Origin of the sequence: Microbacterium sp. NPDC057741 (assembly GCF_042798735.1) — a bacterium.
Classification (GTDB): Bacteria; Actinomycetota; Actinomycetes; order Actinomycetales; family Microbacteriaceae; genus Microbacterium.
Window position 1 is genome coordinate 496248 of the sequence record NZ_JBHVJW010000002.1, and the last position, 21573, is coordinate 517820.

General features: G+C 70.6%; 16 protein-coding genes and 1 riboswitch. Of the genes, 12 read left to right on the forward strand and 4 right to left on the reverse strand.

Translation table 11 applies throughout. The annotated features are described in order from the left end of the window. The first annotated feature begins 10 nt into the window (after positions 1 to 10). From ACFVDO_RS09325 to ACFVDO_RS09335, 3 genes are all read left to right on the forward strand, one after another. Positions 11 to 472, forward strand: coding sequence for a hypothetical protein (locus ACFVDO_RS09325; protein ID WP_378858242.1), 462 nt, complete (start codon positions 11 to 13; stop codon positions 470 to 472). Between the two features lie 120 nt (positions 473 to 592). Further along, the gene (locus ACFVDO_RS09330) at positions 593 to 1939 is read left to right on the forward strand and encodes a glutamate-1-semialdehyde 2,1-aminomutase (RefSeq protein ID WP_378858243.1); all 1347 of its coding nucleotides are present in this window, start codon (positions 593 to 595) and stop codon (positions 1937 to 1939) included. A gap of 183 nt (positions 1940 to 2122) precedes the next feature. Next, complete coding sequence (locus ACFVDO_RS09335) at positions 2123 to 2575, forward strand: hypothetical protein (protein WP_378858244.1); 453 nt, start codon at positions 2123 to 2125, stop codon at positions 2573 to 2575. 191 nt (positions 2576 to 2766) lie between these two features. Here ACFVDO_RS09335 and ACFVDO_RS09340 read toward each other — a convergent pair whose 3' ends face one another. Next, positions 2767 to 5721, reverse strand: a complete 2955-nt coding sequence (locus tag ACFVDO_RS09340; protein WP_378858245.1) for an ATP-binding cassette domain-containing protein — start codon at positions 5719 to 5721, stop codon at positions 2767 to 2769. 118 nt (positions 5722 to 5839) lie between these two features. On the opposite strand from ACFVDO_RS09340, the gene ACFVDO_RS09345 reads away from it, so the two are divergent. Together ACFVDO_RS09345 and ACFVDO_RS09350 are read left to right on the forward strand one after the other, a co-directional pair. Next, positions 5840 to 6904 (forward strand): 3-hydroxyisobutyryl-CoA hydrolase, encoded by a 1065-nt coding sequence (locus ACFVDO_RS09345; protein ID WP_378858246.1) that lies wholly within the window; start codon positions 5840 to 5842, stop codon positions 6902 to 6904. Between the two features lie 355 nt (positions 6905 to 7259). Continuing rightward, complete coding sequence (locus ACFVDO_RS09350; RefSeq protein ID WP_378858247.1) at positions 7260 to 8213, forward strand: alpha/beta fold hydrolase; 954 nt, start codon at positions 7260 to 7262, stop codon at positions 8211 to 8213. Positions 8214 to 8329: 116 nt separating this feature from the next. Here the strand turns inward: ACFVDO_RS09350 and ACFVDO_RS09355 are convergent, their stop codons facing one another. Beyond that, a complete protein-coding gene (locus ACFVDO_RS09355; protein WP_378858248.1) occupies positions 8330 to 9139 on the reverse strand; it encodes a glycosyltransferase family 2 protein in 810 nt (269 codons plus the stop codon). Positions 9140 to 9356: 217 nt separating this feature from the next. Continuing rightward, the gene (locus tag ACFVDO_RS09360; protein WP_378858249.1) at positions 9357 to 10508 is read right to left on the reverse strand and encodes a glycosyltransferase family 4 protein; all 1152 of its coding nucleotides are present in this window, start codon (positions 10506 to 10508) and stop codon (positions 9357 to 9359) included. Positions 10509 to 10716: 208 nt separating this feature from the next. Here ACFVDO_RS09360 and ACFVDO_RS09365 point away from each other — a divergent pair, with 208 nt between their 5' ends. Then, complete coding sequence (locus tag ACFVDO_RS09365) at positions 10717 to 12444, forward strand: ABC transporter ATP-binding protein (protein WP_378858250.1); 1728 nt, start codon at positions 10717 to 10719, stop codon at positions 12442 to 12444. After that, positions 12441 to 14693 carry an ABC transporter ATP-binding protein gene (locus ACFVDO_RS09370; protein ID WP_378858251.1) on the forward strand — a complete coding sequence of 751 codons (2253 nt, stop codon included), beginning with the start codon at positions 12441 to 12443 and terminating at the stop codon, positions 14691 to 14693. The genes ACFVDO_RS09365 and ACFVDO_RS09370 overlap by 4 nt, the downstream gene beginning before the upstream one ends. Positions 14694 to 14759: 66 nt before the next feature. On the opposite strand, the gene ACFVDO_RS09375 is transcribed toward ACFVDO_RS09370, so the two are convergent. After that, the gene (locus ACFVDO_RS09375; RefSeq protein ID WP_378858640.1) at positions 14760 to 17138 is read right to left on the reverse strand and encodes a D-alanyl-D-alanine carboxypeptidase; all 2379 of its coding nucleotides are present in this window, start codon (positions 17136 to 17138) and stop codon (positions 14760 to 14762) included. Positions 17139 to 17200: 62 nt separating this feature from the next. Next, positions 17201 to 17310: riboswitch (TPP riboswitch) on the forward strand. Between ACFVDO_RS09375 and ACFVDO_RS09380 the strand changes: the two genes are divergently transcribed. From ACFVDO_RS09380 to ACFVDO_RS09400, 5 genes are all read left to right on the forward strand, one after another. Next, positions 17304 to 17951: an ECF transporter S component gene (locus ACFVDO_RS09380; protein ID WP_378858639.1), complete on the forward strand. Its 648-nt coding sequence runs from the start codon at positions 17304 to 17306 to the stop codon at positions 17949 to 17951. Its footprint overlaps the riboswitch before it by 7 nt. Positions 17952 to 17953: 2 nt before the next feature. Continuing rightward, positions 17954 to 19408 carry an ABC transporter ATP-binding protein gene (locus ACFVDO_RS09385; RefSeq protein ID WP_378858638.1) on the forward strand — a complete coding sequence of 485 codons (1455 nt, stop codon included), beginning with the start codon at positions 17954 to 17956 and terminating at the stop codon, positions 19406 to 19408. Further along, positions 19405 to 20193: an energy-coupling factor transporter transmembrane component T family protein gene (locus ACFVDO_RS09390; protein WP_378858637.1), complete on the forward strand. Its 789-nt coding sequence runs from the start codon at positions 19405 to 19407 to the stop codon at positions 20191 to 20193. Before ACFVDO_RS09385 ends, ACFVDO_RS09390 begins: the two co-directional genes overlap by 4 nt. Positions 20194 to 20227: 34 nt before the next feature. Continuing rightward, the gene (locus ACFVDO_RS09395; RefSeq protein WP_378858636.1) at positions 20228 to 20818 is read left to right on the forward strand and encodes a hypothetical protein; all 591 of its coding nucleotides are present in this window, start codon (positions 20228 to 20230) and stop codon (positions 20816 to 20818) included. Positions 20819 to 20852: 34 nt separating this feature from the next. Next, the gene (locus ACFVDO_RS09400) at positions 20853 to 21458 is read left to right on the forward strand and encodes a hypothetical protein (protein ID WP_378858635.1); all 606 of its coding nucleotides are present in this window, start codon (positions 20853 to 20855) and stop codon (positions 21456 to 21458) included. Positions 21459 to 21573: the final 115 nt, after the last annotated feature.

Genomic DNA, 21573 nt, shown 5'->3' on the forward strand with positions numbered 1-21573 from the left:
CGCTTGCGTCATGATCCTGGCAGCGGGCCTCGTGTCCTGCAGCCCGGCAGTCATCGGCCGCATTGCTTTGTCCCGCAACGACCAGGGTGCGTTGATTGCCGTCGCGGCCTTGTGCGAGGGCACATTGACGGACATCGAGGTGATCGCCACCGATACGAACGACGACCGCGAATCCGAGCCGATCGAGTGGACGGGTGACGTCTCGGATACTGGCATCACAGAGATTCGGATGACCACGCCGGACTGGACTGGTTCGGTGCTCAGCACGTATAGCGTCTATGGTCACGGTAAGGAACCGTGGGGTCTGCTCGGACGGCCGTCTGCCAACTTGCTGGAGCCAATCTCGGTCGATGGAACAACGCTTGCCCTCCTGAGGCCTGGAACTGTCTTGGGTATGGGCGCGGACTACGCGGACCCGACCGTGCAGACCTACGGTGAGTTCTGGGAGCGAAGCTGTCCCCGCGATGAGTGACTGACGACTCACTGCCGCACTCGCCGCGCGGATGCACGGGATCCGTGGTCAGGCTGCAAGGCCGGTGTCCGTGCGGCCGCTCAGTTCCTCTCATAGGTCGGCGGCGTAGCCTTGTCGCGTATGTCTGCTGAACGAGGAGCCTTCGTGACCGACCGCAACGACACCCTGTTCGACGCCGCACGCGCGGTCATCCCCGGCGGGGTGAACTCGCCGGTGCGGGCGTACGGATCGGTCGGAGGCACGCCGCGCTTCCTGGCATCCGCTCGGGGAGCTCGCGTGACGGATGCCGCCGGCACCGAGTACGTCGACCTCGTCGCGTCGTGGGGGCCGGCGCTGTTGGGCCACACGCATCCGATCGTCGTGGAGGCCGTGCAGGAGGCCGCGACCCGCGGCCTGTCGTTCGGCGCTCCGACCGAGGGCGAGGTCGAGCTGGCAGAGCTGATCGCCGACCGCGTGCGATTCGGCGAGACGCGCCCGGTCGAGCGCGTGCGCCTGGTCTCCACCGGCACAGAGGCGACCATGACCGCCATCCGTCTGGCGCGCGGTGCCACGGGCCGCGACCTGCTCGTGAAGTTCGCCGGGCACTATCACGGCCACTCCGACGGTCTGCTCGCCGCGGCCGGCTCCGGGGTCGCGACGCTCGCGCTGCCCGGCTCGGCAGGGGTGCCCGCGCCGATCGCCGCGCAGACCCTGGTGATCGACTACAACGACCCCGAGGCCCTCGCCGCGGTGTTCGCCGAGCACGGCCCTCGCATCGCCGCGGTGATCGTCGAGGCGGCGTCCGCCAACATGGGTGTCGTCCCGCCGCTGCCCGGCTTCAACAAGCTGATCGCCGAGACAGCGCACGCGCACGGCGCGCTGATGATCCTCGATGAGGTGCTCACCGGCTTCCGCGTGCACCCCGCCGGATTCTGGGGTCTGCAGCAGGCCGCCGGCGAGGAATACCAGCCCGACATCTTCACCTTCGGCAAGGTCGTCGGCGGAGGGATGCCGCTGGCCGCCCTCGGCGGGCGCGCCGAGGTCATGGATCTGCTGGCGCCGCTCGGCCCGGTCTACCAGGCCGGCACGCTTTCCGGGAACCCGCTCTCCGTCGCCGCCGGCCTCGCGACCCTGAAGCTCGCGACGCCGGAGGCGTACGCCCTGGTCGACTCCGCGGCCGACCGCATCGCCACGGCGCTCGATGGCGCGCTGACGGACGCCGGTGTCGTGCACACGGTGCCTCGCGCCGGCAGCCTGTTCGGCGTCGCATTCGCGCCCGAGGTGCCGCGCGACTACGCGCAGGCGCAGGCGCAGGAGTCGTTCCGGTACGCGCCGTTCTTCCACGCGATGCGCGAGCAGGGCGTGGCGCTGCCGCCGAGCGTGTTCGAGGCGTGGTTCCTCACGGCCGCGCACACCGACGACGACCTCGCAGTGATCGAGCGGGCCCTGCCCGCGGCGGCCGCAGCCGCGGCATCCGCCACCGCCTGAACGCGCCGTCGAGCGGCGTGTCGCCGAGAACAGGGAATTCGCCGGGAACAGGACGATTTCCGTGCATCCGTCCTGTTCTCAGCGGGTGTCCTGTACTCGGCGACGATGGCACCATCTGAACAATCACCGGGAACGCGGCGACACGCCGCCTGCTATCAGCGAAGCGCTGGCAGACTGTAGCTCATGGTGACGTTGCTCCTCGATCAGTCTCAGCTCGAGATCGTGCTGTCACCGATCGAGCGCGCTGTGACGTTCCACCGTGCGAACCTGCGCGTCGAGCGGTCGACGATCACCCGCGTGCAGCTGACTGAGGATGCCTGGACCTGGCTGAGGGGTGTGCCCGGGCCGGGCACGCACATCCCCGGGGTCCTCGCCGCCGGCACCTGGAAGGGCGCCGCGACCACGGACTTCGTGATGATCCGGCGGCATCGTCCGGGCGTCGTCATCGACCTCGAGGGCGACGAGCAGTTCCAGCGCCTGATCCTGACGACCAAGCACGGTCCCGCGCTCACACAGGCGCTGCGTCTGGAGGTCAGCGAGGAGCAGGCCGACGTCGTCGAGATCGCCTCGACAGCGCCGGTGGCCGTGCCCGCGAAGGGCAGCAAGCGCCCCGTCATCCGCCCGCGCCCCGCCTGACGCGCCGCCTCGCTTCACCCCGCCGCGCTCCCCGCGATACGCACGAGGGGTCGGAACGGGGCTGCGGGGTCGGATGCCGCAGACAATGACCCCTCCTGCCGTGCTGGAGGAGAGGGGCCGGAGATCGCGGGGTCTGCAGAGTCGGATGCCGCAGAAGATGACCCCTCAGCTGAGCTGAGGGGTCATGGACGTCAGTCCTTCTGGCCGGAATCCTCGGCGGACTCGTCCGCGGCCCCTGAGTCGGATGCCTCCGAGTCGTCCTCAGAGGGCTTGCCGTAGGGCCACGCCGGAGCCGGGTCCTCGAAGTACGCCTTGCGCGCCGCGGCCAGGGAGTTCCGCATCGAGGCGAGACGCGGGTCGTCGTCCTCCTCTGAGTTCGGCGTCGCAGCTTCGACCGGTTCGTCGGCAGCGTCGTCGATGTCGCGGCTCAACAGCGGAGCGAACACCTCGTGCGCTTCGACCGGCACGTCGTCGACGGCGTCATCGACGGCGTCATCGATCTCCTCCGCAGCGGCGAGGTCGATCGCGCCGGTCGCGGGCAGGCCGGTGATCAGCTCGGTGAACGTCGGCTCGACGGTCTCGCCGGGAAGCGAGATCGCGGAGGTCGCGAAGGGGAGCGGCACGTGCGAGATCGGCGAACGCTCGGATGCCGCGGGCTCGACGTCCACAACCATGTCTGCGTCGTCCTCCTGTACGGCGGATGCCGCGGTGTCGGCAGGCGTGGTCGCGCCATCCTGCTCCGGGGCTTCGGACGCGACATCCGTGACTTCCGTCGACGGATCGCCGTTCTCGCCGGCAGAAGTGGCGTCGGCGTCGTGCGCCGGGTCCGCAGCATCGTCGGTGGGGGCGCCATCGTCGGCCAGGGTGTCGCCGGTCGCGGAGACAGCATCGAACGCGTCGGCCTGCGAGCCGGTCGCGTCGGATGCGCTGTGCACGGAAGCGCCGCTGTCGTCGGGTTCGGAAGCCGTCTCGGCGGAGAGCTCGGTGGTGCCCGCGTCCTCGGCGCCCGTCGTCTCCGCAGCGTCGTCGGACGCCGGGGCCGACTCGTCATCGACGTCGCCTGCGGTGTCGGCGTCCGCGGTCGTCATACCGCCTGCCTCTGTCCCGGCGAGGCCTGCGTCTGAGGCGTCGTCCGTCTCCGGAGCCGCGTCGGTGCCGAAGGCTGCGGCTGCGCCCGCTTCGTCGTAGTCGGCATTCTGAGCAGCCTCGGTGCCTGCGCCCGCCTCGTCTGCCGTGGCGTCGTCCACTGCGGCATCGTCGGACGCCGGGGCCGACTCGTCATCGACGTCGCCTGCGGTGTCGTCGTCCGCTGCGGCGTCGTCGGACGCCGGACCGGACTCGTCGACGTTCCCTGCCGCGGCCGCGGCACTACCTGCGGCTGCCTCCGCGACGCCCGCGGCCTCTGCGTCTGCGGCGTCGTCCGTCTCCGGAGCCGCGTCGGTGCCGAACGCTGCGGCTGCGCTGGCTCCGTCGTGGTCGGCATTCTGAGCGGCCTCGGTGCCCGCCTCGTCTACCCCGGCGAGGCCCGCGGCCTCTGCGTCTGCGGCGTCGTCCGTCTCCGGAGCCGCGTCGGTGTCGAATGATCCGGCGGTCGCGGCGTCGTCGGATTCGGCACCGAAGGTGCCCGCGGTGTCGTCGCCCGCGACTGCGTCAGCCGAGGTCCCATCGCCGGCGTTCGGAGCAGCCTCGGCGATGAGACCTCCGGCGGTCGCCGCCTCGTCTGCCGCGACGGAATCCGCGGCCGTGTCCGCGTCCACGTCCGCACTGTGCTCGGCCTGCGGAACGGCTCCGGTGCCGATGAGACCTGCGGCGGCATCCGCGGCAGTGTCCGCGTCCACCTGCGCGCTGTGCTCGGCCTGCGGAACAGCTCCGGTGCCGAAGAGCCCTGCTGCGACGGCGCCGGTGGCCAGATCCGCACCTGCGGAGCCGTCGTCGCCTGAGTCAGCGGCGTCCTCGGCCTCCGCAGTGGTTCCGGCGCCGAACGCGCCGGCAGCTGCAGCACCGGCTGCGACGGCGGCAGCGGCCGCACCTGCTCCGGCGAGGCCCGCGTCACCGGCGTCCGCGCCTGCGGCTCCCGGTGCGACCTCGGTGCCGAGCGCACCGAGGTCGGCCGTCTCGGCTGCGGCTGCTCCCGCGGCAGCACCTTCATCATCGGCGCCCGCATCGCCGCCGTCATCCGCCTCGTTGTCGATCGGGCCGGCTTCGCCGCCCTCGACAGCAGCACCCGAGTCCGCGAGCAGCACCGGTTCGGTGCGACGTCCGTAGACCAGGTCGAGGAAGACCTCCTCCAGGCTCGGGCCACGCTGCTGCAGCACGGTCAGCGCGACGCCGGCTGAGGCGGCGAGGGCGCCGATCGCGGCGGCATCCGATCCGCGCACCGTGACGCCCGAGCGCAGCACGTCGAACTCGAGATCGGCGGCGGCCAGCGCGGAGGTGAGCTGCGCGCGGTCCTCGGCGTCCACGATCACCGCACCCGTCGTCGGGTCGGAGAGCACGTCGATGCCGCCGGTGTACACGGCCTCGCCCTTCGAGAGCACCACCACGTTGTCGGCGACCTGCTCGACCTCGCTGAGCACGTGCGACGACACCAGCACGGTGCGCCCCTCGTCGGCCAGCCGGCGCATGAGCAGGCGCATCCAGCGGATGCCCTCGGGGTCGAGACCGTTCGCCGGCTCGTCCAGCACGAGCACACCGGGGTCGCCGAGCAGTGCTGTGGCGAGGCTCAGGCGCTGACGCATGCCGAGCGAGAACGTGCCGATGCGGGTGTTCGCGTCGCCATGCAGCCCGACCAGATCGAGCACCTCGGTGACCCGCGTGAGGGGGATGCCGTTCGCCTTGGCCGCGATCTGCAGCTGACGGGCGGCCGTGCGACGAGGCCGGTACACGGTCTCCTCGAGCACGCTGCCGACCGTGCGCAGCGGCTGACGCATGTCGAAGTAGGGGACGCCGCCGATCGTGGCGGTTCCCGACGTGGCGCGCACCTGGCCGAGCAGGATGCGCAGCGACGTGGTCTTGCCGGCTCCGTTCGGGCCGAGCAGACCCGTGACCGCTCCCGGCTCGATGCGGGCCGAGAAGTCGGAGAGCGCCGTGACGTCACCGAATCGTTTCGTCACGTGCGTGAATTCGAGCACTTGTCCTTCGGGCATAGCAAGGCCCCTCTCCTGCGGCTACCCCTCCATTCTGTCTGAAAAGCCGGTTCCGCCCCACATTTCGCGCCTCTCGGCGGGGATCGGAGGCAGCCGGTGGCGGAGTACGCTGACTGTCGTGTCAGCGTCGCCCGAAGCCTCCCGTGTCCTCGTCCGCACCGAATACTCCCTCGGGCGGATCACCCTGAACCGGCCGGAGGCGATCAACGCCCTCGATCTCGGCATGGTCAGGGATGTGTTCGCGGCACTTAACGCCTGGCGCGACGACAGCGACATCCAGACCGTGCTGATCGACGGCGCAGGCGAACGCGGACTGTGTGCGGGTGGCGACGTGCGTTCTCTTTACGACGCGATCGTCGCCGGCGACACCGAGCATGCCGGCGAGTTCTTCCGCGCCGAGTACGAGATGAACGCCGCGATCGCGGAGTACCCGAAGCCGATCGTCGCCTTCGCCGACGGCATCACGATGGGCGGCGGCATCGGGATTGCAGGACACGCTGCGATCCGTGTCGTCACCGAGCGCTCGAGGCTCGCGATGCCCGAGACCCGCATCGGCTTCACCCCGGATGTCGGCGGCACGCTGCTCCTGGGCCGCGCGCCAGGCCGGTTGGGGGAGTACTTCGGCCTGACCGGCACCCAGATGGACGCGTCAGACGCGATCCACAACGGCTTCGCCGACTACTACGTGCCCTCCGACCGGCTCGACGCGCTGCGCGACGCGCTGGCGTACCGCGCCGACCCGGGCAGCCCGAGCGAGCTCGTGATGCTGTTCGACGAGACACCGGAGCCGTCTGCTCTGCCCGGCATCCGTTCCTGGGTGGACGAGGCGTTCTCCGCGCCGACCGTCGGCGAGATCGTGCAGCGACTGCAGGATGCCGGTGATCCGGATGCCGCGGCCGCGGCATCCCTGCTCGCCGAACTGGCACCGACCGGCCTGGCCGTCACGCTCGACGCCGTGCGCGAGGCGCGCGAGATGGACACGGTGCGCGAGGCGCTCGAGGGCGAGTACCGCCGGGTGCTGTGGTTCGTGCACCACCACCCCGATCTGGTCGCGGGCATCCGCGCGCAGCTGGTCGACAAGGATCGCAACCCGAAGTGGCGCCCCGCCACGATCGCGGAGCTGCCGTCGGATACCGGGCGCCCGGCCCGCGAGTACGTGCCGGACGTGCCGCTGTTCGCGTAGTGCCCGGGCCTGCGCCGGCGCCTGACCGCGTAGGGATGGGTTTCGGTGGTCCGGGGCGCTTGGAGCGCGGAAAGGCATCCTTGCGCGGTGGGTGCCGGCCGCGGGCGGGCTCGTTCGCCGGCCGGGGCAGCGACATGCGCAGGGATGGGTCTCGGTGGTCCGGGCGCGTTCAGGCGTGGAAAAGCATCCTTGAGCGGCGGTGTCGGGTGGCGGTGCCGTAGCGCCTGACCGCGTAGGGGTGGGTTTCGGTGGTGCGGACGCGTCGGGACCACGGAAGGCATCCTTGAGCGGCGCGGTCGGGTGGCGGGCGGCGCGGAGCGGCCGTGCGTGCGGGGGCCGCGAGTAGCCTGAGCGCATGACCGGGATGCCGGGGTCTCCCGCGTCGGCGGAGGATCCGTCGACGCCCGACGACGACCTCGCGCGGCTGATGGCCGAGGCACAGCGCCAGGATGCCGGGATCGGGCCGCGCGACTGGGCGAGCTGGCCTCCCGACGCTGAGCGCGGAACGCTCGACGCGCCGAGCGGACCCCTTGCGCACGTCGCGATGGGGCCGCCGGAGGGCGAACGGGTCATCCTCGTGCCCGGGATGACCGGGTCGAAGGAGGACTTCGTGCTGATGATGCCGCTGCTCGCGGCATCCGGGTGCCGAGTCGAGTCCTACGACCTGGCCGGACAGTACGAGTCATTCCGCGCCGGCCCGGAGCGGCTCGACCCACCGCAGCCGCACTACACGCTCGAGCTGTTCGTCGCCGACCTGATCGCGGTGCTGGAGAGCGGCCGCACACCCGCGCACGTGCTCGGATACTCGTTCGCCGGCACCATCGCGTCGGCTGCCCTCGTCGCCAGGCCCGAGCTGTTCGCCAGCCTCACGCTGCTGTCCGCACCGCCGTTCGCCGGGCAGGCGCTGCGCGGGTTCAAGACGCTGGGGCCGCTCAGCTGGGCCGTTCCGGGGCGTTCTCTCGGTCCGGTCTTCATCGCCGCGCTGCGGCACAACGTGCATCGTGCGCCGGCCGATCGAGCGGCCTTCGTCACCGCGCGCTTCGCCCTGACGAGGCGCGGCAGCGTCGGCGACATCCTCGCGCTGATGAAGCGGATACCTGACCTGGAGGAGCGGATGCGCGCAGCCGGCATCCCGATGCTGGTCGCCGCCGGCGCGCGGGACGTCTGGCCGGATGCCGCGCATCGAGCGTTCGCGCAACGGATCGGTGCGAAGGTGCTGATCCTGCCCACCGGGCACAGCCCGTGTGAGACGGCGCCGCATCAGCTCACCGTGGCGATGCAGGAGCTGTTCGCCGGCGCCGGGCGCTGAGCCGGCGCCGTCGCGAAGCGTCCTTCGTCTCATCGCTTCGCTCCTCGCTCAGGAGCCCGGGTGGGAGTGCATCTCCGGGTCCTGAGCGAGCGAAGCGAGACGAAGGCCGCGCCGCGTCAGCGAGGCGTCCTTCGTCTCGTCGCTTCGCTCCTCGCTCTGGAGCCGAGGGCTCGTCGCCGCATCCGCCGTCCGCGGGAGCAGGCGACGATCCGTCGTCCCCAGCTCACCTCGCGCAGGTTGACCGCGAGGATGTGGAACGCCCACGACGCCCGGCGGCGGAAGCCGGCGAAGTCGTCGAACGGCCGGGCCGAGACCTGCACGCGCAGCGCGCGGTCGAAGTCGACGCCGGTCGCGGGCGAGAGCACGGCGGTGATGTCGAGGTCGTCGTGGACGCGCGGATCGTTCAAATGCAGGCGAGGTCGCAGCTCGTGCCACACCTCGCGGCGCAGCGCGAAGCTCGAGCCGAACAGCGGCAGTCGGCCGAGCACGAGCCGCATGGTCAGGAAGTAGCCGCCCAGGTAGACGTACCGGCCGATGAAGCGCCAGACCGGTCCTCGGCCGTAGAACTCGCCGGTGCCGGTCAGCCCGCCGAGGGTCGGGTCGGCTTCGAAGCGCGCCACGACGCGCGCGGCCCAGTCGGAGCCCGGCCGGGAGTCCGCATCCAGCCGGCCGAGGACGGTGCCGGATGCCGCATCGAACCCGGCGGCGGTCGCGTGCAGCACTCCGCGCTGCGGCTCGGTGACGACGGTCGCCCCGAACTCCCGCGCGACGGCGGCCGTGTCGTCGTGCGAGCCGTTGTCGACCACGATGACCTCGTCGGGCATCCGGGTCTGCACGGCGAGAGCCTGCAGGCATCCCCGCAGCAGGACTGCGTCGTCGTAGGAGGGGACGACGACGCTCAGCACGATCGGCGGGGGTGCGCTCATGGCGCGCCCAGCCTATGACCCGGGCATCGGCGCGCCCGGAAGGGCGCGCAGCAGCGGCACACCGGGTCGCGCTTCGTTCCGGTGTGCCCCGGTGCCCGGCATCCGGGTCCCCGTTCGTCACGTTCTCGCCGCGCCGGAGCGGGGGGCGAATCGCGCCCTGAACGGGAGAGACACGCGGATGCCCGACGAATCGCGACCTGAGCGCCGCGACGCCGCGTCAGCGTGCCGAGGCGATGATCTCCTGCAGCTTCGCGACGTGCGCGGCGGGCTGGCGGTCGCGCGCGTAGGCGAGCGCCGCCTGGCGGTGCGGGGCGAGGATGCCGCGGTCCGCGGCGAGCTGGCTCACCAGCGCCGCCAGTCCGGCGGCATCCGGCGTCGGGGTGAGCAGCGCGGCGTCGCCGAACTCGCCGGCCAGCACCGGGTCGCTGACGATCACCGGACGGCCGTGCGAGAACGCCTCGAGCGCGACCATCGGCTGGTTGTCGAAGCCGAGCGAGGTGATCAGCACCGCGTCGGCGGAGTCCATCAGCTCGCCGACGCGCTCTCCGGGGACAGAACCGTGGAAGGTCACGCCCGGCACCGGCCGCGCGGTGCCCCCGGCGATGTCGAGGTGCACGCCGTCGCCGAGGGGCGCCGCGACCTGACGCATCGCGTCGAGGGCCACGTCCACGCGCTTCTCGGGCGCGAAGCGCGCCACCCAGAGCAGTCGCAGCGGCCCCTCCGTCACCGCGGGGGCCTCGGCCAGCGGCTGAGCGACGTTCGAGAACGCCTCGACCCGGCCTGCACCGGCGGCGCGCAGCGCCTCGGCCTGATGCCGCGAGGGCGAGAGCACCACGTCGGCGCGCTCGGCGATCCGCAGGGTCATGGTGCGGAGCGCGTTGTTCAGCGCGTGGCTGCCCGTCGCCCGGCCGCCTTCACGGATACCGGTCAGCGAGCGGTGCACGCGCCCCACCACGGCTGCGAACGGGGCGAGCGCGGCGGGCGCGGTCCAGAAGAAGGTGTGCACCGTGTGCAGAACGGGGATGCCGAGGCGGCGGCCCACAGCGAGGGATGCCGCGGCCAGGGCGAACTCGGAGTGCACGACGATCGCTCCGACGCCGTGCCGGCGGACGGTCGCCGCGACCAGAGGCTCGAGGTCCTCGGCCTTGCCGAGCAGCGGCAGGTCGAGCACGGGGATCGTGCCGCGCCGCGGCGGCGCGACCAGAGTGATGCCGGGGACCTCGGCCACCTGATCGGCATCCGGGGCCAGCACGACCACCCGCACATCCTCCGAGGCGAGCGCCTCTGCCTGTCGGAGGAAGGCGGTCTGCGCCCCTCCGAGGTAGCGGAGCGAGTAGTCGCAGACCAGCAGCACGGCGTCGTCTCGCATGGCTTCCCTTCGGCGGTGGATCGTCTCTGAAAGTCTAGGAGGACGCATCCGGCCGATACTTCGATGGCGTTCAGAAACCCGGCCCCACCCGGCATTCGTTTCGCTCTCAGCGAAGGTTCCGTCACTCGCCTACCAAATGTCGGAGGCCCGTGGCACTCTGTCATGTGGCCGATTATCGATCGACCCCAACACCTTAAGGATTCCGCTCGTGCTGGGAAAGCTCCTCGTCCGATATCTCTCTCGCTACAAGTGGCTGCTGCTCGGCGTCCTGGTCTTCCAGTTCGCCAGCGCGATGGCCACTCTCTACCTGCCCACGCTGAACGCCGACATCATCAACTTCGGCGTCGCGAAGGCAGACACCGGCTACATCTGGACGCACGGTGCGTTCATGCTGCTCGTCTCGCTCGGGCAGATCATGTGCGCGATCGTCGCCACGTACTTCGCCGCCCGCGCTGCCATGGCGCTCGGACGTGACATTCGCGCCGACGTGTTCGCGCGCGTGAGCGGCTTCTCCGAGCGCGAGGTGTCGCAGTTCGGCGCCGGCTCGCTGATCACCCGCAACACCAACGACGTGCAGCAGGTGCAGATGCTGGCGATGATGGGCGCCACCATGTTCGTCACCGCCCCGCTGCTGGCGATCGGCGGCGTCATCATGGCCGTCCGCCAGGATGTCGGGCTCAGCTGGCTCATCGCCGTCGCCGTGCCCGTCCTGCTGGTGGTGGCAGTGCTCGTCATCGGCCGGATGGTGCCGCTGTTCCGCACCTACCAGGGCCGCCTCGACACGATCAACCGCGTCATGCGCGAGCAGCTCACCGGCGTGCGCGTCGTGCGCGCGTTCGTGCGCGAGCCGATCGAGGAGGAGCGCTTCCGCGCCGCGAACACCGACATCATGACCGTCGGCCGCAACGTCGGCTCGCTGTTCGTGCTGCTGTTCCCGCTGTTCATGCTCATCCTGAACGTGACCGTCGTCGGCGTGATCTGGTTCGGCGGCGTCGAGGTCAACGCCGGCAACGTCGAGATCGGCACGCTGTTCGCATTCATGCAGTACGTCGGCCAGATCATGGGCGGCGTGATCATGTCCAGCTTCATGGCGATGATGATCCCGCGCGCCGCGGTCTCGGCCGACCGCGTCGGCGAGGTGCTCGACGCCGAGTCGAGCATGGCCCGCCCCGAGAACGGCGTCAAGGAGTTCGCCGCTCCCGGCCAGGTCGTCTTCGACGACGTCGAGTTCACCTACCCCGGAGCGGATGCCCCGGTGCTGACCGGCATCGACTTCCGGGCGGAGCCCGGGGAGACCGTCGCGATCGTCGGATCGACCGGAGCCGGCAAGACCACTCTGGTCTCGCTCATCCCTCGCCTGTTCGACGTCACCGGCGGTTCCGTGCAGGTCGGCGGCGTCGACGTGCGCGAGGCCGACGTCGACGAGCTCTGGAAGGGCATCGGCCTGGTGCCGCAGCGTCCGTTCCTGTTCACGGGCACGGTCGCGTCCAACCTGCGCTACGGCCGGGAGGACGCGACGGACGAAGACCTGTGGAAGGCGCTCGAGATCGCCCAGGGCAAGGACTTCGTGTCTGAGATGCCCGACGGCCTCGAGTCGCACATCGCCCAGGGCGGCACCAACGTGTCAGGTGGGCAGAGGCAGCGTCTGGCGATCGCGCGCGCGATCGTGCACCAGCCGCGCATCCTCGTCTTCGACGACTCGTTCTCGGCTCTCGACCTCACGACGGATGCGAGGTTGAGGCAGGCCCTCTGGAGAGAGCTGCCGGACGTGACCAAGGTCGTGGTCGCGCAGCGCGTGTCCACGATCACCGACGCGGACCGCATCGTGGTGCTCGACGGCGGCACGATGGTCGGCGTCGGCACGCACGAGGAGCTGCTCGCGTCGAACGACACCTACCGCGAGATCGTCGAGTCGCAGCTGGGGGTGGACGCATGAGCGAGCAGAACGCACCCCAGGGACAGCCCCAGACCCGGCGCGAGCGCGCCATGGCCGCCCGCGCGGCGAAGGGCGGAGCCGCTGCTGTGGCCGAGCCAGAACTGACCGAGGCGCAGAAGGCCGAGGAGGAGGCAGCCGAGAAGGCGCGCCTCGCCGGCGGCGGCATGTTCGACGGCCCTGCCCCCGGCAAGGCCGACCACTTCGGCCCCAGCTTCAAGCGCATGATCGGACTGCTCAAGCCGTCCGCCCTGTGGTTCGTGCTGGTGTCGTTCTTCGGCGCCATCGGCGTCGTCCTCGCCGTGATCGCGCCGAAGGTGCTCGGTGAGGCGACCAACGTCGTCTACGAGGGCTTCATCTCGAAGATGCTCGGCGACAACGGGTTCCCGCAGGGGATGCCGCAGGACCAGGTGGTCGAGGCGCTTCGCGCGGCCGACCAGGGCACGTTCGCCGACATGGTCGCCGCGATGGACAACTTCACCGTCGGTGCCGGCGTCGACTTCGATCGCCTGCGGTACATCATCGTGGCCGTGCTGGCGATCTACGTGGCATCCGCGTTCCTGAGCTGGATCCAGGGCTACGTGATCAACGTCATCATGGTGCGCACGATGTGGCGCCTGCGTGAAGACGTCGAGGCGAAGATCAACCGTCTGCCGCTGTCGTACTTCGACAAGGTGCAGCGCGGTGAGCTGATCTCGCGCGTCACCAACGACATCGACAACATCACTCAGACGATGCAGCAGTCGCTCTCCGGCGCCCTCACCTCGGTGCTCACCGTGGTCGGCGTGCTGGTGATGATGTTCTCGATCTCGTGGCAGCTGGCGCTGGTCGCCCTCGTGGCGCTGCCGCTGATGGGCGTCATCTTCGGCGTCATCGGCCCGCGCTCGCAGAAGGCCTTCGGCATCCAGTGGCGCAAGGTCGGCCGGCTCAACGCCCGCGTCGAGGAGGCCTTCTCGGGTCACGCCCTGGTGAAGGTGTTCGGTCGCGAGAAGGATGCGCTGAACAGCTTCCAGGAGGAGAACGAAGAGCTCTACCAGGCCAGCTTCAAGGCGCAGTTCCTCTCGGGTGTGATCATGCCGGCCATGCAGTTCATCGGCAGCCTCACCTACGTCGGCATCGCGGTGCTCGGTGGCCTGATGGTCGCCAACGGCAGCCTGCGACTCGGCGACGTGCAGGCGTTCATCCAGTACTCGCAGCAGTTCACGCAGCCGCTCAGCGAGCTGGGCGGCATGGCCGCAGTCGTGCAGTCCGGCACGGCCTCGGCCGAGCGGGTGTTCGAGTTCCTCGACGCCGACGAGCAGGAGCCGGACGCCGAGGATGCACCGACCGTCACCGACGGCAAGGGCGTCATCGAGTTCGAGCACGTCGCGTTCTCGTACACGCCGGATCGTCCGCTGATCACCGACCTGTCGTTCCGGGTGGAGCCGGGGCAGACCGTCGCGATCGTCGGCCCGACCGGTGCGGGCAAGACCACGCTGGTGAACCTCATCATGCGGTTCTACGAGCTCAGTGGCGGCCGTATCCTGCTCGACGGTCAGGACATCGCGGAGATGACCCGTGAAGACCTGCGCTCGCGCACCGGCATGGTGCTGCAGGACCCGTGGCTGTTCGCCGGAAGCATCCTGGAGAACATCCGCTACGGTCAGGCATCCGCCACCGACGAGGAGGTGCTCGCCGCGGCCAAGGCGACGTACGTCGACCGCTTCGTGCACGCCCTCCCCGAGGGATATGAGACCAAGCTCGACGAGGATGCCTCGAACGTGTCGGCCGGTGAGCGCCAGCTGATCACGATCGCCCGTGCGTTCGTGTCGCAGCCGTCGATCCTCATCCTCGATGAGGCCACGTCGGCGGTCGACACCCGCACCGAGCTGCTGCTGCAGCACGCGATGGCGGCACTGCGCGAGGGACGCACGTCGTTCGTGATCGCGCATCGTCTGTCCACGATCCGCGACGCCGACCTCATCCTGGTGATGGAGCACGGTGACATCGTCGAGAAGGGCAACCACGAGGAGCTGATCGCGGCGCAGGGCGCCTACTGGCGTCTGTACCAGTCGCAGTTCGAGCAGGCCGCGTCCGACATCGACGCCGAGGACGCCCTCACCGCGTCGACCCCGGTGATCGTCACCGGCGAGGCGGAGGAGGTTCCGGTTCCCGGTACCGGCGCCGCACCGGTGCTGCCCGTGACGGAGTTCGTGCACGAGGTCGCCGAGGGCGAGGATCAGCGGGCTTCCGAGTCCGACGACCGGGCCTGACCCCAACGCGAGAGCGCCCGTCCCCGAGAGGGGGCGGGCGCTCTCGCGCAGCAGCGGCGGCGGTGATCAGTCGTTCAGACCGAACAGATCCAGCGGATGCGTCAGGCGCCACCACGCTGAGGGGTCCTCGACCGAGCTCTTCAGCGAGACGTTCGTCTTCGCGGTGTCGACCGCCCCGGTCACGGTGAGCGAGCCGACCTTGGTGCCGGCCTTCTGCGCATCGCCCAGCTTCAGCGCGGCCTTGGCCCCGGCCGGCGATCCGTTCCACATGACGACCTTGGCGTCGGAGTCGGTGATCACATCGCTGCGCTCGCCCCAGACCGTGTCGACCGTGCCCACCACCGTGCCCTTCGGCACGGTCACGGGCTGATCCGCGAGCGTCTTCTCGACCTGGGCGTACAGCGCCCGGTTTGCGGCGACGCGCTTGTTGTTGCTGCCCTGACCGAGGGTGACGGCGAACAGGCGCACGGTGGAGTCACCGATCTTCACGTCCTTCGCCGTGACCAGGTTCCAGTCGTCGCCGAGAGTGCCGGTCTTGATGCCGACCACTCCTGCGTCCTCCGCGAGCATCTTGTTCGTGTTCTTCACCTCGCCGGCACCGGGGAGGTTCACCGACTTGGTGGCGACGATCTCCGCGAACACCGGGTTGCGCATCGCGATCTGGCTCAGGTCGATCAGGTCGGCCGGCGTCGACCTGTTGCGGTCGTCGCGCCCGGAGGGCGAGATGATCGTGGTGTCGTCCAGGCCCTGGTCCGACAACCACTGGTGCGCAGCCGAGGCGAAGGCATCCTTCGAGCCCCAGATCTCGTCCGCCAGCCGGTCGATGTAATTGTTGGCGGAGCCGAGCAGGATGCCCTGGAGCATCTGGTACTCCGTGAGCGAGCCTCCCACCGGCACGTCGAGCGCCGACTGGTTCGACCGCAGGTACTGCCAGTACTCGCGCCCGTCGCTGCGGGTGAAGTCGAAGGACGGGCCCTGCTCGCCGGGCTTGAGCGGCATCTTCTCGAGCACCATCATGACCGAGGCGATCTTCGAGATGCTGGCGATCGGCGTCTTCTCACCGCTGGAGGCAGCGGTCGCGAAGCCCTGCACATCGATTCCCGAGTTGCCGCCCTTGGGCCAGGTGATCGCCGCGGCGGGAGCCGGATCGATCTTCACGGCCACCGGGTCGATCGTCGGTGCGATGTTGTCGAGCGGTGCGAGCAAGGTGGTCGCACAGTAACCGCCGACGAGGGCGCCGACCAGCCCGAGCGGGATGAGCACGCGCGGGCGCAGCCAACCCGACTTCGTGTGCAGGTCGCTGAGCAGATCGGGCTCGTCGTCTGCGGCCGTCCGCACCGCGAGCGTCGGCGGCCTGGTCCGTGCCTGTACCGCGGCGGTGTCGATCCAGGTCAGGGCGGAAGCGGTGTGCGATTCGTCTGCCCACGCGGCGGGCGTCAGAGTCGCAGGCTCTTCGTCCAGATCGGGGTCATCATCAGGGTCGAGGCCGAGGCCCGCCAGATCGAGGGGGGCTGTGGATGCGGGGGTCTCGGCGGATGACACGGCAGCCGCACCGACGAGGGCTGCGCCGGCAGCGGCAGATGCTGCGCCCAGATCTGCGGTTGCGTCGACGGTCCCCGCAGATGCTGCGGCGGCGACGTCTGCGGATCCGGCGAGGCCGGCGTCTGCGAGGCCGACGGTTGATGCGGCGGATGCGGCATCCGCGGCGGCGAAGTACGCCAGGCTGGCGGACAGGCGAGCGGCGTCATCGTCGGCCGTCTGCAGCGCGGGGTACGCGTCACCGGCACCACCGACGGCGGCCTGAGTGGCTTCGTCGTTCCATCCCGGAATCCCCGTGACGACCGGAGCGACCCGCGTCGCGTCGTCGGCAGGGTCGAACTGTTCAGCTGCGTAGGACACGGGGTCGGCCGGCGCCGAGCCGGGCATCGCAGCGACGGGGGGTGCCGGGACGGGCGTCGTAGAGACGGGCGTCGCAGCGACTGGCGTCGCAGAGACGGGCGTCGCAGCGCCGAACCGCGCGTCCAGTCCTGTGGCCGTGCGCGCATCGGCCGCAGATGTCGGCTGCACCGGCTGAGCCGGTGACGAGGGATCCGAGGTCGTCGGCATCCCGAACATGGCGCGGCTGAAGGCGTCGTCCCCGACAGGTCCGGTCTCCTCGGGCTCGCCGTCCTGGTCAGGCTCGCCGAACAGGGTGCGCAGCATGTCGGTGCTCGATGGGGGCTCTTCGTGGCCTTCCTGACCCTGGCCGGGAAGCACAGGGTCACCGCCACCGGGCAGCTCCGTATCGTTCCGGGTCGCCGATTCGCGGCCGGCGCCGTGGGGAGCGCCGCCGGCGCCCTGGAAGAACGCGTTCATGCCGGACGGTTCGACGCCCCGGTGGGAGCCGGTCTGCGCCCGCGCCTCGCGACGCGTGCGCGGCGGCGTAGAGGGATCGTCGATGGTCACCCGCTTACGCTACCCAATGAGTCTGAGACTCGCCCCTCCGTGTCAGGAGGTGGCTATGATCGAGGCACAACCACGGGAGTCCGGCGTGCCGGGCTGAGAGGAAGCGAACCGCGCTTCGACCGTCGAACCTGATCCGGATCATGCCGGCGCAGGGAGGAGTTCCATATGAGTGCGTCCACATCCGTCCCGAGCGAGAAGATCGTCGAGAAGGCCGCTCCGTCGCGCAACCTGCGCTGGCGCGTCGTCGACATCGTCGTCGCCGCAGTTCTCGGCGTCGCCGTCGGTCTGCTGTTCTGGGCCTGGAACATCGTCGGTGGCGCCTGGTTCGGCGCCGCCGACGCGCTGACCCCCGGCCTCGGCGGCATCGCCGTCGGGATCTGGCTGATCGGTGGCGTGATCGGCGGGCTCGTCATCCGCAAGCCCGGCGCCGCGCTGGTCGTCGAGGTCGTCGCCGCGATCATCTCGATGCTGATCGGCAACGTCTGGGGCGTCTCGACGGTGTTCTCCGGCATCGTGCAGGGCCTGGGTGCGGAGCTGATCTTCGCCCTGTTCGCATACCGACGGTTCGGCATCGGCGTCGCTGCACTCGCCGGCGTCGGCGCGGCCGCAGCGGCCTGGGTCTTCGAGCTGTTCTATGGCAGCTCACCGAACATCCTGAAGTCGTTCGAGTTCAACGCCATCTACCTCGGCACCCTGATCGTCTCGGGCGCGCTGCTGGCCGGTGTGGTGGGCTGGTTCCTGGTGCGGGCGCTCGCGTCCACCGGTGCGCTCAGCCGCTTCGCGGCCGGCCGAGAAGCGCGCCGCGAGGTCTGAGCATGAGCGCAGGTCCCGCCAGGGTCACCGCGCGCGACTGGGGCTGGCGATACGCCGGACGCCGCCTTCCCGCGGTCAGCGCCACGACCTTCACGATCGAACCGGGGGATCGCGTGCTGCTGCTCGGCGCCTCCGGCGCGGGCAAGTCCACGCTGCTCGCCGGTCTCGCCGGTCTTCTCGGCGACGCCGACGAGGGCGAGCGCACCGGCAGCCTGCTCGTCGACGGCGAGCTCCCGGAGCGCAGCCGCGGACGCATCGGCCTCGTGCTGCAGGATCCGGATGCCGGTGTCGTGCTCTCCAAGGTCGGCGACGACATCGCCTTCGGATGCGAGAACCTCGGCGTCCCGGCATCCGAGATCCCCGGCCGTGTGGCGGAGGCGTTGGACGCCGTCGGCCTGGATGTGCCGCTGCAGCGGCCGACGAAGGCTCTGTCCGGCGGGCAGAAGCAGCGGCTGGCGCTCGCCGGCGCGCTGGCGATGCGGCCGGGGCTGCTGCTGCTCGATGAGCCGACGGCGAACCTCGATCCGGCGGGCGTCGCCGAGGTGCGCGAGAGCGTCGCCCGCGTCGTCGCCGAGACCGGGGCGACGCTGGTCGTCGTCGAGCATCGCACCGAGGTGTGGTCCGACCTGATCACCCGCGTCATCGTGCTCGCCGCAGACGGCGGGCTGCTCGCCGACGGCCCGCCCGCCGACGTCTTCAGCCGGTACGCGCAGACGCTGGCGGATGCCGGCGTGTGGGTGCCGAACCTTCCCATCGATCTTCCTGCGCTGCCGCGCTCGGAGGGCGACCCGGTCCTGGAGGCGCATGGGCTCGCGATCGGGCGCGAGCGCCGCACGGTCGTGCAGGCCGGTCTCGAACTGGCTCTGCCGCAGGCATCCGCGACGGTGATCACCGGACCGAACGGTGCAGGCAAGTCCACGCTGGCGCTCACGCTGGCCGGTCTCCTGCCCGAGCTCGCGGGCTCGGTGACCGCGGCCGAGCAGCTGCGCGGCAGGAGCGGGCTCCGTCCGTTCCGCTGGACCTCGCGCGAACTCCTTACCCGTATCGGCACCGTCTTCCAGGAGCCGGAGCACCAGTTCCTCGCGCAGACGCTCCGCGAGGAGCTCGCGGTCGGACCCCGTGCCCTCGACTGGTCGGCGGATCGGACGAAGGCCGTCGTGGACGGACTGCTCGAGCGGCTGCATCTGGATCACCTCGCCGAGGCCAACCCGTTCACGCTCTCCGGCGGCCAGAAGCGCCGGCTGTCGGTCGCCACCGTGCTGGCCGCGACGCCCGAGGTGATCGTGCTCGACGAGCCGACGTTCGGACAGGATCGGCGTGGATGGATCGAGCTCGTCCTGCTCCTTCAGGAGGAGGTCGCGCGGGGGACGTCGATCGTCGCGGTCACGCACGACGAAGCCGTCGCAGGGCACCTGGGCGACCGGCGCATCGTGCTGGGTCAGGCGGTGTCGGTATGAGCGCCGTCATCGCCCCGACCGAGACCCGAGCCGCGTGGCTCGACGGAGTGAATCCGGTCACCCGGATCCTGCTCGCGCTGCTGCTGTCGATCCCGCTGTTCGCCTCGATCGACGTGGTCAGCGGCCTGGTCGCGATCGCGCTGCAGCTGCTCTGCATCCCGCTGACCGGGCTGCCGCTGCGCACCGTGCTGAGCCGGATGGGGCTGCTCGCGGCGATGTCTCCGATCGCGGGTCTGAGCATGCTGCTCTACGCGGAACCCGAGGGACAGGTCTACTGGAGCTTCGGCGTCGCCACGATCAGCGAGGAGTCGATCCGTCTGGCCCTCGCGGTGAGCCTGCGTGTGATCGCCCTGGGACTGCCGACGATCCTGCTGTTCGGTCGTGCCGATCCGACCGAAGTGGCCGATGCACTGGCACAGGTCGCCCACTTGCCCAGCAGGTTCGTGCTCGGTGTGCTGGCCGGCACCCGGATGCTCGGGCTGTTCCTCGACGACTGGCGCACGATGGGTCTCGCCCGCCGTGCGCGCGGCGTCGGCGATCACGGCGCGGTCAGGCGGTTCTTCTCGATGGCGTTCGTGCTGCTGGTGTTCGCGGTGCGCCGCGGCTCGAAGCTGGCGATGGCGATGGAGGCGCGCGGGTTCGGCTCCGACATCCCGCGCACGTGGTCTCGGCCGTCCCGGCTGCACCCGCGGGACGCGGTCGCGGTGCTCGGCGGCATCCTGATCATGGCGGCGGCACTCGCCGCCGCCGTCGCCGCGGGAACGTTCCGCTTCATCGGGTCGTGATGACGCTCGCGACGCGCCCGCTATGGTGGGCGGCATGACGCGACAGCTCGGCACCCGGATGCCACGGGCGGCGGCGCTGCTCACAGCGCTGCTGCTCGTGCTGTCCGTGACCGCGTGCAGCGCCGGAACGAGCGAGCGGTACGGCCCCGGCGATGAGTTCCCGCCCAGCGGTGTGCCCGTGGCGATCGCCTGGCCGTCGGACTGGCTCGAGGGGACCGCGGGGGAGGATATCCCCGGCATCGGCGGGGAGATCGTCGCAATCCGCCTGGAGTACCGCGAAGGCCACTGGATGTGGCGGGTCACGAGCGCCGATCCGGCATACGACGGACTGGATGACGGGCTCTCCGACCCCACGCGCGGCCGTGAGGCGCTGCTCGAAGCGGACACCAGGGAACTGGTGCAGGAGCACTACGTGACCCTCACCGAGGCCGAGCTGAAGGGCGCCGAACCCGGCATCCTCATGGCGGCGCGGAACTCGGGCGAGACCTGGCCGAATCCTCGCGTCATCGAACTGCGCGTCGTCGAGGCGGACGGCTCTCCGGTGTGGGAGGCGACGATGTACGACGCGAACACTCGCGAGATCTCGGTCATCCACATCGATCCCGCAGCGCCCGATCGGCTCTGATCGAGCCGGCCGCGGGCTCTGACAGAATGGAGCCGTGCGCCCATCCAGGAGACCCGCGGTCATCCGCGGGTTCGCCGCCGCCTCGACGGCGACGTTCGTCGCCCTCGCCGCGCACGTCACCGCCGGCGGCGCGATGCCGGGCCCGCTGGGCATCCTCGTGCCATGGCTGCTCTCGCTCATGGTCAGCGTGCTGCTCGCCGGACGCAGGCTGTCGGCGTTGCGCCTGTCGATCTCGGTGATCGTCAGCCAGCTTCTGTTCCACGGCCTGTTCGTGCTCGGCATGATCACCCCGACCGGAACGATCGGCGGGCACGTGCACGGCGCGGCCCTGCAGCTGCCCGAGACCACGGGCGTCGCCGCGCAACTGGTCGCCGACGGCAGCATGTGGTTCGGCCACGCGTGCGCCGCACTGCTCACGATCCTCGCGCTGCATCGCGGCGAGCGGATGCTGCTGGGGCTGCGCGATCTGGCCGTCCTGGCCGTGCGCTGGCTGCGCAGTCGCCTGGATGACGCGACTCCGGTGGCGCTGCCCCGGGTCTCGTCGCCGCGCTGCGCATCGTCGGCGCAGGAGACTCTCCCCGCCGCACCCTTCCTCTCTCTGCTCCGCGGCCGCGCGCCGCCGCTGCATCCGGCGATCTGATCCGCATCGGCGGCCGACCTCGGCCGACCGGTGATCTTCGCGCGGGTGCCGTTCCGGCATCCGGCGCTCTCCGCATGCTTATTCGGCGTCGTACGACGCCCGACGAGAGGTCTAT